This window comes from Paracoccus laeviglucosivorans (genome assembly GCF_900182695.1).
In the GTDB taxonomy this organism is placed as follows: domain Bacteria; phylum Pseudomonadota; class Alphaproteobacteria; order Rhodobacterales; family Rhodobacteraceae; genus Paracoccus; species Paracoccus laeviglucosivorans.
The window spans coordinates 40,991-53,497 of sequence record NZ_FXTK01000015.1 but is presented as its reverse complement, the minus strand read 5'-3'; the positions used below and the strand labels follow the sequence as shown (position 1 = coordinate 53,497).

The window sequence follows — 12,507 nt, the reverse complement described above, 5'->3', positions numbered from 1 at the left end:
GTCATCCTTATTGTTGGTCGCGGCCAGAAAGTATATATCGTAAACCAAGTTTCAATAAGATACCACTACGCCACTACGTTACCCCAAGGAAACCTATGGACGACAAAACGCATTTTCATGTCGATTGTCCAAGCCGGTTGCTTTTCGAACAAATCGCCGACAAGTGGTCGATCATGATCCTGACGGTTCTTAATGAGAAACCTACCAGATTCAATGAGTTGAAACGAAGACTTGAAGGCGTTTCGCAAAAGTCGCTCAGCATGACCCTGCGCCGGCTTGAGCGGAATGGCCTGATCCAGCGACAGGTGCTGCAGACCGCGCCGGTGGCTGTGGAATATTCGATCAGTCCGTTGGGACTGACGCTGCTGGAACCCTTTGGCGCGCTGTATCGCTGGACCTGCGAGAATATACAGGCGGTCGAATCCGCGCGCGAAAGCTTTGACCGGCGGGTCTGACTCCCGCTTAGCTTAGCTTGGCTCAAGGCGCAGTTCGGACCTGAGTTTCAGATCGTAGCGATCGCGGATCGTTTCATTCGGGCGATAAAAGCGACGATAAACACCGCGTTCCTGCAGGATGGGGACCACCTGATCGACGAAGATCTGCGTGTCTTCGGGGCTGCGCGGCGGTTGAACGGTATAGCCGTCCACGGTTCCGTCCGCCCAAAGCTGGATCAGTTGATCTGCGACCTCGGCCGGGCTGCCCAGCACGATGCGATGGTGCCCCGCCGAGCGGCGCGCCGCCTGTCGGGGTGTCAGCGGCTCGTGGCGCAAAAGCTCGACCATGCCCAGCAGGAACCCCAATGCACCGCCCTGTTCGGGATCGGGCATCACGTCTTCGACCCGCAGCACGCGGTCGAAATCGACGCGTACCGGGTCCAGTCCAAATTGCCGCAGAAAGGACGCCACAAGCTCGTCTTCGTTGCGCGCCCCGCTTAGCCGTTCATGCAGGCGCAGGGCGGCCTCGCGGGTTTCGGCCACGAAGGGCACGACACCGGGCACCAGTTTTATGCCGGCCGGGTCGCGCCCGTATTCGCGCGCCTTGGCCGCCAGCTTTTGGCGGAAAGCGACGCCTGCCTGACGCGACAGAATATTGGCATAGATGATCTCGCCGTGGCGTGCGGCAAATTCAATGCCGCTGTCCGAGCCGCCGGCCTGTGCGATCACGGGGTGGGTTTGCGGACTGACAGGCACGTTCAACGGGCCGTCCACTGTGAAATGCCGACCCGCAAATTTGACAGGCTCGGCCTGCCATCCCGCCCAGAAATCGCCGGGGCCTCGGGATGCGCCGCCGGGGCGCCAGCTTTGCCAAAGCTGTTTCACCAGATCCAGGAATTCCTGCGCACGATCATAGCGGATTTTGCGTGGCGGCAAAGGCTCGCTGCCGTAATTCGCGGCCACATCCGGGTTGAAGGAGCTGACCATGTTCACGATCAGCCGCCCTTGGGTCAACACGTCCACACTTTGACTGCTGCGCGCAAGATTGAACGGAGAGTTGTAGGTCGTGGACAATGTTGCGACCAAGCCTATATCGGGCACCTGCGCGGCCAGATGTGTCAACAGGATCAGCGGCTCGATCGTGTGAAAGGGGCGGGTGCCTGCGCCGGTCCGCAAAGCCGGGTGATCCGACAGAAACAGCGCATCGAAGCGACCTCGATGGGCCAGTCGCGCGATTTTCAGATAGAAATCCGGGTCGTTGATGTCGCGCATTCGCGCCGATCCATACGGCCACGCGCTTTCCAGATAGCCCGTCGTGTTCAGGCCGATATTCAGGTGCATTTCGCGTGGGCGGCTGGTCATCGTGATGTCCTTGGGTGAATTTCGTCAGGCATGGCAGGGCGTCATCTGCAGCATTCGCAGCGCAAGACGCAGATTTTGCGCCTCAGACAGTGCCGGATCGCGTCGAAGGATCTGACTGCTCCAAACGCGGGCATGGCCTGCAACCGCGGCGTGTGCGTCGGTCAGGATGACGGTGGGATAGGGCAGCGGTCGACGGGGCAGCCTGTGGCTGGCATTGGGGTCGATCAGCACGGCACCGTTGACGCAAAGTTCCAGATGGCGCGTCGTCAGTTCCAGCAGCAAGGCAATCCAGCGGTCCCTTGCGATGATCGTAATCCATGGCAGGGCCTCCAGCAGCCGTCGCAGGGGTTCTGCGCGGGGATGCGCGGGGTCGATGCCATGGTCCGCCGGGGCTACGATCCTGTCGCCCGTCAGCAGCACATGCGCAACGTCTGTCAAATCGGGCGTGAGGCGGTGGCGCATCGTCGTCTCGTTAAATTTATAAAAATCTATCGTGATGCTGTAGATAGGTCTATTTTACAGATCGCGCCGAGGCAGTGCGGAGCTTTCTCCAGACACTGGCTGGACAGAAGGAATTGCCCGATTTCCTGATCGAGCTGGCGCAGAAGCGAAAGCCGCTATCCGATCCTGCGGTGCGTCTTTAATGTATATCTCTATAGTGCATTAAACCGACGGAATGACGATGAATGACCTTGCCGATGCCGGATTGCGGCTTGAATCCAAATCGCCGCAGCTGATCCGGATACTGGCCGCATTGCCGGAACTGGTCGAACGTATCCGGGCAGGTGCCGCGCAAAGAGACAGCGAGCGTATCCTGCCGTATCAGGCATTCGACTGGTTGCGACAAGCGGGCATCGGCACTTTGCTGGTGCCTAGGGATCGCGGCGGGCCGGGCGGCAAGATCAGCGATTATATCGAGGTGATCCGACAGTTGGGTGCCGGCGACAGCAACGTGGCCCACGCTCTGCGCAGCCATTTCAACTTTGCACAGGCCATCGTGCTGCGTTCGGTCGATCAGCCCGACGATCTGGCGTTTCAGCGGTTGTTGTCAGGCGCGATCTTTGGCGGGGCGCATACCGAAAACCTGACGCGGCATCCCGGCGATATAGGCACCGCCCTGACGCGGCAGGGGGACCACTACCGCCTGAACGGGCGCAAGCATTACGCGACCGGCACGGCATTCGCCGATTTCGCGTCGATCAGCGCCACGGATGAAAATGGCGAACTGGCATTCGCCATGATCCCCACCGACCGCGACGGGGTCGAAATTCTGGACGACTGGGACGGGATGGGTCAGCGCCTGACCGCCTCGGGCGGAATCATCCTGCGCAATGTGCGGGTCGAGCCCGAGGAGATCGGCCAGCGCGACATCAACAGCTTCGTCGGCCGGCATACCTCGACGATGCGGCAACTGCATCTGGCGGCCTCGGCTGCGGGGGCGGTGGCGGCGGCGCTGCAAGACGGGCGGGACTATGTTCTGCAACATGGCCGCGCCGCGACGCACAGCCATGCGGATTTCGCCCGCGACGATTTCTTCGTGCAGAAAGTGTTGGGGGACATTGCGGCGCTGTCATACGGCGTGGATGCCGCCATTCGTGAAGCGGCGCGGGAACAAGAGGCTGTGGCAGATGCGATCCTGTCGCGCCTCCCCGATGACCAGATCGAGCATTTGCTGGTGCAGGCGTCCATCAATGGCGCGCGGGCGCAGCTCGTTTCGGGGCAACTTGCGCTTGAGGCGGCGGGCAAGATTTTCGAACTGGGCGGCGGATCGGCTACGTCGCGGCGGTTCAATCTGGACCGGCATTGGCGCAACATCCGCACGGTTCTGAACCATAACCCCCTGAACCATAAGGCGCGGGTGATCGGGGATTACATGCTGAACGGCACCACGACGCATCTGCTTGAAGGTAAGGTCTTCTGAAAAAAGGCGGCCCGCGATCGCGCGGGCCGCCTTCCTTATTCAGCCGCGTGCGCGCAGGAATGCCGGTTCCTGACCCGAGGCACGGCTGATGCGCCCTTCGATCGGGTGGCTGGGATCGTTGAAGCCGTGGGTCGAGGCGTGGCCGGGTGTGACCAATTCATCGACCAGCGCCTCGTCCTGATCGGTCAGCTTGGTTCCAAGCGCCTGAATATACCCGTCCCAGTGATCTTCGGTGCGCGGGCCGGCGATGGTCGAGGTGACAAGCCGGTTTTCCAGCACCCATGCCAGCGCGAACTGCGTCGGCGTCAGGCCGCGCGCGCGGGCATGTTCTGCCACCTTATGCGCGATTTCGACCGATTCCGGGCGCCATTCGGTTTCCAGAATCCGCTTGTCGCCGCGCCCCACGCGGGTATCTGCGCCCGGCGCTTCGCCCGGCACGTATTTCCCGGTCAGCACGCCGCGCGCCAGCGGCGAATAGGTCACGGCACCCAGCCCGAAATAATTCGCGGCTGGCAGTTCTTCGCGTTCCGCCGCGCGGGTGACGATGTTGTATAGCGGCTGGCTGGCGATGGGGCGGTCGATGCCCAGCTTGTCGGCCAGATGGGCCACCTCGGCGATGCGCCAGGCGCGGAAGTTGGACACACCGAAATAGCGCAGTTTGCCCGCCTGAATCAGATCGCCGATGGCGCGCAGCGGTTCTTCCAGCGGAGCATCAAAGATCGCGCGATGGAAATACAGCAAGTCGATGTAATCGGTGTTCAGCCGCTTCAACTGGCCTTCGACGTTCTGGATGATCCATTTGCGCGACTGCCCGCCAAGATTGGGGCCGACAGCCTTGGAATTGGTGAACTTGGTCGCCACGACCCAATGGTCGCGATGCTGGGCAATGCCCTTGCCCACGGTGATTTCGGATGCGCCATCGTGATAGACGTCAGCGGTGTCGATGAAGTTGATGCCCTGATCGCGGGCCTTGTCGATGATGCGAAAGGCCACGTCACCCGGGGTCGGTCCGCCAAACATCATCGAGCCAAGCGTGATGGGGGAAACTTTCAGGGCACTGCGACCCAGATAGCGATATTCGACCATGATGGTCTCCTGTCCTTGGCCCTGTCCTCGGGCCTTGCTTCGTATTCCCGTGGCGATTCCCTGAAAGCGAATCTGCTGCGAGAGGGGAGGTCGGCCACCACTTCGTTTCCTTCGCGATGACCCGGATAGAATGTTTCCGGCTTTCTTGTCCAAAGGCTGCCAGAACACCCGTTTGGGCGCGGCTATTTGTTGACTAACTTTGTGTATATTGTCAATAAATGCGGGCAGGCGATGCCGTTCCTGATGCTGCATCGAAATCTGAAATATCGGCGGTAAGATCATGGAACATAATGATAAAATCTCTCGTCGCGGCGTGCTGATGGGGACTGCGGCCTTGGCTGCCGGTCTTGCTTTGCCCGCTGGAAAAGTTCTGGCCCAAAAGGCCCAATCCGGCGGCACAGCCGTCATCGCGTTAAGCGCCGAGCCGCCGGTGATTTCGGCGCTGGGGCACACGGCCTATTACACGGTCTTTGTCTCGGCCAAGACGAATGAAGGGCTTCTGACCTATGATTTCGACCTGAACCCAAAGCCGCAGCTCGCAACGGAATGGACGATCAGCGATGACGGTCTGCGCTATGACTTCACGCTGCGGCAGGGCGTCAAATGGCATGACGGCCAGCCCTTCACGGCCAAGGACGTGGCGTTTTCGATCAATACCATCCGCGAGGTGCATCCGCGCGGGCGCAACACCTTCGCCAATCTGGACCGGATCGAGACGTCCGATGATCACCACGTCAGCCTGATCCTGCGCGCCCCCGCACCCTATCTGATCCGCGCGCTGGCGGCAGCCGAGACGCCGATCGTCGCGGCCCATGTCTATGCGACCGGCAATCCGCTGGAAAATCCGGCGCAGAACGCGCCCATCGGCACCGGCCCCTATCTGTTCCGCGAATGGGTGCGCGGCAGCCATATCGTCTATGATCGCAACCCGGATTACTGGGACGCACCCAAGCCCGCCATCGACCAGCTGGTGATCCGCTTCCTGCCCGATGCCGCCGCCCGCACCGCCGCGATTGAATCGGGCGAGGTCCACGTCGCCCCCGGAGAGCCAATCCCGCTGGCCGATCTGGCGCGGATCGAGCAAAACCCGGAACTGGGGCTGGAATGGAATGGCTATCAATATGCCAATGGCGTGCGCCGGGTCGAATTCAACCTGGACCGCCCGATCTTTCAGGACCGCCGCGTGCGCAAGGCGTTCGCCCATGTGATCGACCCGCATGTGCTGCTGAACGTCACGAATTATGGCTATGGCGCGGTGCTGAACGGTCCGATCCATCCGGCGCTGAAGGACTATCACTTTGCCGACCTGCCCTTGCACGAAATCAGCGCCGACAAGGCCGAGGCTCTGCTGGATGAGGCAGGCCATGCGCGCGCAGATGGCGGCATCCGCTTCAGCGTGGCGCTGGACTATGTGCCGGGCAGCGAGGGCACGCGGCGCGGTGCGGAATATATTCGGCAGGCGCTGCAGCAGATCGGCGTGGATGCACAGATCCGTGCGCAGGATTTCGCGACCTATACCAAGCGCGTCTATACCGACCGGGACTGGGATTTCCTGTATAACGGCATGTCGAACCTGTTCGATCCGCAGGTGGGCGTGCAACGACTTTACTGGTCCAAGAATTTCAAGCCGGGCGTGCCTTTCAGCAACGGCGCACATTACCAGAACCCCGAAGTGGACAAACTGCTGGAGGCATCTGCCGTGCAGAACGACCATGAGGCGCGGCGGCAGGAATGGCGCCGCGTGCAGGAAATCCTGCATGAAGATGTGCCCTCGATCTATACCGTCACCAGCCCCGAACACACCGTTTTCAGCCGCAAGCTGGCGGGTCACACGCCCGATGGCACCGGCCTGTTCGGCAATGCCGCCGATCTGCATTTCGTCGCATAAAGGAGGGTTCCATGGACACGCTTTGGTATACGCGATGCCCCGTTCCGACGCCGGTTGGACTGGCCGCGCAGCTGGGTCTGCTGGATCGGGCTTTTGCGGAAAAAGGGGTCGAACTTGCCTCGGTCATCGACAGCAAGGACCGCAATATCCGGCAAAGCCATTTCAACCACACCCTGAAATGGTCGTTCCGGCTGGGCGGTAACGTGCCCCCGATCCGCGCCCGGTCGGAAGGCCGGGACACGCGGCTGATCGGAGTCAGCTGGACCGATGAATATCAGGCGATCATCGCCCTGCCGGACAGCGGCATCCGCAAGGCCGCCGATCTGGCAGGCCGTCGGTTGGGGGTGCCGAAACAGCCCGAGGGCGAGATTTTCGTCGTCGATTTCTGGCGGGCCAGCGCGTTGAAGGCGTTCGACGCCGCGCTGACCATTGCCGGACTTGCGCAGAGCGAGGTGCAACTGGTCGACATCGACTTCACCGAAAGCGTGCTGGACAGCCATGAGGCGGACCGCTTTGGTCTTGCCCGCCGCATCCCTTATGGCCCCGAGATTGCGGCACTGTTTCGCGGTCAGGTCGATGCGATTTATATCAAGGGCGCGGCGGGCATCGCTGCAGCCAACCTGATCGCCGCGCATGAGGTGGTGTCCTTTGGCTTTCACGACGATCCCGCGATCCGCATCAATTCCGGCACGCCGCGTCTGCTGACGGTCGATGCGACGCTGCTGGACGAACGCCCCGATCTGGTCGCCACGCTGATCGGCACGATCCGGCAGGCGGGCGATTGGGCGGCGCACCACCCCGAAGACACCGCCCGTTTTGCCGCTCGCGAAACCGGCGTCAGCGAGGAGCAGATTGCCGTGGCCCATGGCCCGCGCTTTGCAAGCAGCTTTGGCCTTTCTTTGGACGAAGATGCCTTGGCTGCGGTCGAAAGTTACAAGAATTTCCTGCTATTACATGGATTTCTTGCAGCAGATTTCAGCATTTCGGAATGGGCCGATCGCCGGGGTTGGGATCAGGCTTTGGCGGCCTGATCTTCGCCCGTCACCTGACGGGTCAGCACGACCGAGGCGCAAAGATCGCGAAGCGTGCGATGCTCCAGAATGGCCAGCATCGCATCGCGCACATCCAGCATCAGCAGCCGGATTTTGCAGGCATCCTGCGTCGGGCAATCATGGCATTTGCGGTAAGCCGTTTTGCTGACGCATGAAATCGGCGCGATGGGGCCGTCGATGACACGCAGGATCTGCGCCACGCTGATCGTGTCGGCGGGCCGTGCCAGCTGATAACCGCCCGAGCGCCCCTTGCGTGTGTCGATCAGCCCGGCCTGTCGCAGATCAGCAAGGATCGTGTCCAGAAATTTCTTGGGGATGCCATTGGCGGCGGCGATGGCCGTCGATTGCTGAACCTGACCGGGTTCAAGGCGTGCCAGATGGATCAGCGCCTTGATTCCGTATTTTCCCTTCATCGTCAGCATGGATCGCCCGAATAACGCAGAATGCCGGATGCTCTACCATGCCGGTGGACATTGCGAAAGCGGGCATCCGGGTTCAGGCCTTCAGCGGAAGGGGATTGTGGCATGCAAAGCCGTGGGTGCCGCCTTTCGCGTCGATCAGGGGTTCCGACCGACAGCAAAGGTCCGTCGCATAGGGGCAGCGCGGGTGGAAACGGCAGCCGCCGGGCAGGTTCTGGACGCCCGGCAGATCGCCCGCCAAGGGCGCTGCCTCGCGCGGGCGATCCGCTTCGGGCAAGGCGTCGATTAGCGCGCGGGTATAGGGGTGGCGGGGGTTGTTCCATACATCACGCGTCGGGCCGCTTTCAACGATGCGGCCCAGATACATCACCAGCACGCGGTCGGTGAAATAGCGCACCACCGACAGATCATGGCTGATGAACAGGTAAGACAGCCCGTATTCGGCCTTTAGTTGCGCCAGCAGATTGATGATCTGCGCCTGAATCGACAGATCCAGCGCCGAGACCGGCTCATCACAGACGATCATCTGCGGGCGCAGGATCAGGGCGCGGGCGATACCGATACGCTGGCGCTGGCCTCCGCTGAATTCATGCGGATAGCGGTCCAGCGCATCACCGGGCAGGCCGACACGCTGCACGATCTCCTCGGCGATGCGGTTGCGCTCGGCGCGGCTGGCGACGCCGTGGATCTTCAGGGGGCCGGTCAGGATGCGGCGGATGCGGTGGCGCGGGTTCAGCGAGGCGAAGGGATCCTGAAAGATCATCTGCAACTTGCGCCGCACCGGCATCAGCGCGCGGCCCTGCGCCTGGCTGATCTCGGCCCCGTCCAGTCTGATGCTGCCTTCGTCCGAGGGAACGAGCCGCATCAGCGTCTTGCCCAGCGTGGATTTACCGCAACCGGATTCACCGACCAGCCCCACGGTTTCGCCTTTTGCGACGGAAAAGCTGACGCCCTCTAGCGCGCGGAAGCGGCCTTGCGGGGTGTCATAGGCGGTGGCGACGTTTTCAAGCGTAAGCAGCGACATGGCGTTCCTCTTGCGTCAGGATGCCGGGGAAATGGCAGGCGACCAGACGGTCGCCCCGATGCTGGATGGGCGGCGGCTGGACCGTGCCGCAAACCTCGCGCGCGGCGGGGCAGCGCGGGCGGAACGGACAGCCCACCTCGCCTCGGGCCGAGGCGATCGAGCCGGGAATTTCCGCCAGCGGCGCATCGCGATAGGTCAGCCCGGCATCGCTGCGGGGCGAGGCACGCAGCAAGCCATAGCTATAGGGATGCAGCGGATCGCCGAAAAGCTGGGCGGGCGTCGCCTGTTCGACATGCAGGCCCGCATACATCACCACAACGCGGTCGGCCCATTGCGACACCACGCCAAGGTCATGGGTGATGAGCACGACAGCTACGTCCAATTCGCGCCGCAGATTGTCCAGAAGCTGCAGGATCTGCGCCTGAATCGTCACGTCCAGCGCGGTCGTCGCCTCATCCGCGATCAGGATGCGCGGGCGGCAGGCGACGGCCATGGCGATCATCACGCGCTGGCGCATGCCACCCGATAATTGATGCGGATAGTCGTCGATGCGGCGCGCGGCGTCGGGGATGCGGACCAGATTCATCAGCTCCAGCACGCGGGTGCGGCGGGCGGCGCGGTCCAGATTTTCATGCGCGATCAGGACTTCCTCGATCTGATGGCCGATGCTGTGGACCGGGTTCAGCGAGGTCATGGGTTCCTGAAACACCATCGCGATCTGCTTGCCGCGCAGCAGGCGGCGGCGCTTTTCCGGCAGGCCCAGCATGTCTGCCGGACCCTGCGGCGTCTGGATCAGCACACGCCCCGAAACCTTGGCGTTGCGCGGCAACAAACCCATCATCGACAGCGCGGTCAGGGATTTGCCCGAGCCGGATTCGCCAACGATGGCCAAGGTTTCACGCGGGTTGACGTGAAAGCTGACGCGATCCACCGGGCGGGCCGGGCCGAAATGGACGGACAGGTCTTCGACGGACAGGACGGCGGTCATAGGCGATCCTCGGAAAAGCGCGGATTCAGGGCATCGTTCAGCCCGTCGCCGATCAGGTTCAGCGCCAGAACGGTGACGACAATGGCAAGGCCGGGCAGGGCGGTCAGATACCAGGCGGTGCGGATCATCTCGCGCCCGCCGCCGATCATCGACCCCCAGGACACCACGTTGGGATCGCCCAAGCCCATGAAGGACAGCGCCGATTCCATCAGGATCGCGCCTGCGACCATGACGGAACTGGTGACGATGATCGGGGGCAGGGCGTTGGGCAGTATCTCGCGGAAGATGATATGGGCATGGCCGAAGCCAAGGCTGCGGGCGGCGATGACGAAGTCGTTTTCGCGCAGGCTGCGGAACTCGGCCCGCGTCAGGCGGGCGACGGTGGGCCATGTTACGATGGCGATGGATACGGTGATGGTCGTGGCATTTGGCCCGATGATCGCCACCAGCACCACGACCAGAACAAAGCTGGGCAGGGTCTGGAAAATCTCGATCAGGCGGGACAGGATGCGGTCGGTCAGTCCGCCGAAGTAGCCGGCCAGCGCGCCGACGATGATGCCGACGCCCAGCCCCAGCGCGGTCGCAGCCAGCCCGACGTACAGCGAAATCCGCGCGCCATGCACCAGCCCCGCCAGCACGTCGCGGCCCATGGAATCCGTGCCCAGCGGGAAGGCCGGATCTTGTCCGGGCCAAAGGAACGGGCGGCTGACCATGGCCAGCGGATCGCGCGGAAAGATCAGCGGCGCGGTCAGGGCGCAAAGCGCCATGGTCAGCAGGACGACCATGCCGAAGATCGCATTCGGATTGCGCAGGAACAGTTTCAGTTCACGGAAACCCTGCCGCCGTGGCAGATGCGCGGTGGTCGCGCTGCGGGCGTCGGGGGCGTGGATATGGCGCCATTCCGGGCGGGGGGTGGGCTGCGCCGTTTGCGTGCGCACGGCGGGCTTGGCCAGCGCCTTGTGCAGCGTGCTGTCACTGGGCATCACTTCGCTCCTATCCGAGGGTCAAGGCGGGCTTGCAGCAGGTCGATCAGCCCGTTCACAACGATCACGACCAGCGATGACAGCAGCAGGATTCCCAGCAATACGTTGAAATCTCGGGCCATCACCGCCTCAAAAGCCAGTCGGCCAAGTCCGGGCCAGCTAAAGACGGTCTCGACCACCACGGCGCCGCCCAGCATGTTCCCGAAATGCATCCCGGCCATGGTGGTGACCGGGATCAGCGCATTGCGCAGGATATGCGACAGCGTGATGCGCAGGGGCGACAGCCCCTTGGCGCGGGCGGTGCGGACGTAATCCTGATTGCGGATCTCCAGCATCGCGGCGCGGGTCAGGCGGGCATAGATCGCGACATAGAACAGCGCCAATGACAGCGCAGGCAGGATCATGTAGCGCGCCTTGTCGATCAGCGCGTCCCAACCCGTCAGGCTGCTGCCGATGGTCCCCGACCCGCCCGAAGGCAGCCAGCCCAGCTTGACCGAAAATAGCAAGATCAGCATCAGTCCGATCCAGAAGCCGGGGATGGAATAGAATAGCAGCGACAGGATGGACAGCACGCGGTCGGGGATGCGGCCGGCAAAGCTGGACATGATCGCGCCAAGTGCGATGCCCAGCAGGATCGCCACCCCAAGGGCCGTGCCCATCAGCAGCAACGTGCCGGGCAGGCGCTGCATGATCAGGTCAAGAACCGGCATGGCGTAGCGCGGTGAATGGCCCAGATCCAGCTGCACCAGGTTCAGCAGGTAGGTTTTCAGCTGCTCCAGCACCGACAGGTCCAGCCCCATGCTGCGGCGCAGGGCGGCCATGGTTTCTTCGGTGGCAGACCCCGCCTCGGCGGCGATGACGTCTGCCGCATCGCCGGGGGCCAACTTCAGCAGCAGAAAGTTCAGCACCACGATGCCCAGAACGGTGGGAATGGCGTGAATGACGATGCGCCATATCTGGCGCGGGACGGATTTGCTGTGCGCCATAGGTGGCCTCGAATGCGTTTCTGCGGCTGTGCCGATGATCCGGCTTCCAAAAAACATACACAGTAATAATGGACGATCAATTTGGCTTTGGGCAGGGCGTTGCCGGGCATCCGCCAGAAAGCCAGCCGAACGAAGGTTCTGATCTGAAATGCCCCCGCGTCATAGGTCAGACTTGTGCAGGCCGGGCAAAGTTTGGGTCACCATTCCCTGCGTAAAATCAACACGCAGACACGCCGGAGATTCGCCGCTGGAATGGGGTGCAAGGCCGGTAAACAGGCCAGACAGACAAGCCCATCCAACTGCAAGCCCTTGGCCGGAAGTGCCATGCTTTCGGCCTTGGAAACAAGACAAAGACCATCTTTCA

At 62.4% G+C, this 12,507-nt stretch carries 12 protein-coding genes; 4 read left to right on the top strand and 8 right to left on the bottom strand.

Annotation, left to right across the window (positions count from 1 at the left end; all coding sequences use genetic code 11):
• Positions 1-95 precede the first annotated feature (95 nt).
• Positions 96-455, top strand: a complete 360-nt coding sequence (locus FN835_RS14835) for a winged helix-turn-helix transcriptional regulator (RefSeq protein WP_142664013.1) — start codon at positions 96-98, stop codon at positions 453-455.
• A 12-nt stretch (positions 456-467) separates the two neighbouring features.
• On the opposite strand, the gene FN835_RS14830 is transcribed toward FN835_RS14835, so the two are convergent.
• Both FN835_RS14830 and FN835_RS14825 read right to left on the bottom strand, forming a co-directional pair.
• Positions 468-1,796: an NtaA/DmoA family FMN-dependent monooxygenase gene (locus FN835_RS14830; RefSeq protein WP_142664012.1), complete on the bottom strand. Its 1,329-nt coding sequence runs from the start codon at positions 1,794-1,796 to the stop codon at positions 468-470.
• A gap of 24 nt (positions 1,797-1,820) precedes the next feature.
• A complete protein-coding gene (locus FN835_RS14825; RefSeq protein ID WP_142664011.1) occupies positions 1,821-2,258 on the bottom strand; it encodes a hypothetical protein in 438 nt (145 codons plus the stop codon).
• A 220-nt stretch (positions 2,259-2,478) separates the two neighbouring features.
• Here FN835_RS14825 and FN835_RS14820 point away from each other — a divergent pair, with 220 nt between their 5' ends.
• Positions 2,479-3,717 (top strand): acyl-CoA dehydrogenase family protein, encoded by a 1,239-nt coding sequence (locus FN835_RS14820; protein WP_142664010.1) that lies wholly within the window; start codon positions 2,479-2,481, stop codon positions 3,715-3,717.
• A gap of 39 nt (positions 3,718-3,756) precedes the next feature.
• Here FN835_RS14820 and FN835_RS14815 read toward each other — a convergent pair whose 3' ends face one another.
• Entirely contained in the window at positions 3,757-4,803 is a 1,047-nt protein-coding gene (locus tag FN835_RS14815) for an aldo/keto reductase (RefSeq protein ID WP_142664009.1), read from the bottom strand.
• A 280-nt stretch (positions 4,804-5,083) separates the two neighbouring features.
• Between FN835_RS14815 and FN835_RS14810 the strand changes: the two genes are divergently transcribed.
• Both FN835_RS14810 and FN835_RS14805 read left to right on the top strand, forming a co-directional pair.
• Positions 5,084-6,691 (top strand): ABC transporter substrate-binding protein, encoded by a 1,608-nt coding sequence (locus FN835_RS14810; protein ID WP_142664008.1) that lies wholly within the window; start codon positions 5,084-5,086, stop codon positions 6,689-6,691.
• An 11-nt stretch (positions 6,692-6,702) separates the two neighbouring features.
• Positions 6,703-7,722 carry an ABC transporter substrate-binding protein gene (locus FN835_RS14805; RefSeq protein ID WP_142664007.1) on the top strand — a complete coding sequence of 340 codons (1,020 nt, stop codon included), beginning with the start codon at positions 6,703-6,705 and terminating at the stop codon, positions 7,720-7,722.
• On the opposite strand, the gene FN835_RS14800 is transcribed toward FN835_RS14805, so the two are convergent.
• The 5 genes from FN835_RS14800 to FN835_RS14780 all read right to left on the bottom strand — a co-directional run bounded on the left by FN835_RS14800 (position 7,704) and on the right by FN835_RS14780 (position 12,143).
• Positions 7,704-8,165, bottom strand: a complete 462-nt coding sequence (locus FN835_RS14800; RefSeq protein ID WP_142664006.1) for an RrF2 family transcriptional regulator — start codon at positions 8,163-8,165, stop codon at positions 7,704-7,706. The genes FN835_RS14805 and FN835_RS14800 overlap by 19 nt on opposite strands.
• A gap of 73 nt (positions 8,166-8,238) precedes the next feature.
• On the bottom strand, positions 8,239-9,186 hold the full coding sequence (locus FN835_RS14795) for an ABC transporter ATP-binding protein (protein WP_142664005.1): 948 nt from the start codon (positions 9,184-9,186) through the stop codon (positions 8,239-8,241).
• Positions 9,167-10,174, bottom strand: a complete 1,008-nt coding sequence (locus FN835_RS14790; RefSeq protein ID WP_142664004.1) for an ABC transporter ATP-binding protein — start codon at positions 10,172-10,174, stop codon at positions 9,167-9,169. The genes FN835_RS14795 and FN835_RS14790 overlap by 20 nt, the downstream gene beginning before the upstream one ends.
• The gene (locus FN835_RS14785; protein ID WP_142664003.1) at positions 10,171-11,157 is read right to left on the bottom strand and encodes an ABC transporter permease; all 987 of its coding nucleotides are present in this window, start codon (positions 11,155-11,157) and stop codon (positions 10,171-10,173) included. The genes FN835_RS14790 and FN835_RS14785 overlap by 4 nt, the downstream gene beginning before the upstream one ends.
• Positions 11,157-12,143: an ABC transporter permease gene (locus tag FN835_RS14780; RefSeq protein ID WP_142664002.1), complete on the bottom strand. Its 987-nt coding sequence runs from the start codon at positions 12,141-12,143 to the stop codon at positions 11,157-11,159. The genes FN835_RS14785 and FN835_RS14780 overlap by 1 nt, the downstream gene beginning before the upstream one ends.
• Positions 12,144-12,507 lie beyond the last annotated feature (364 nt).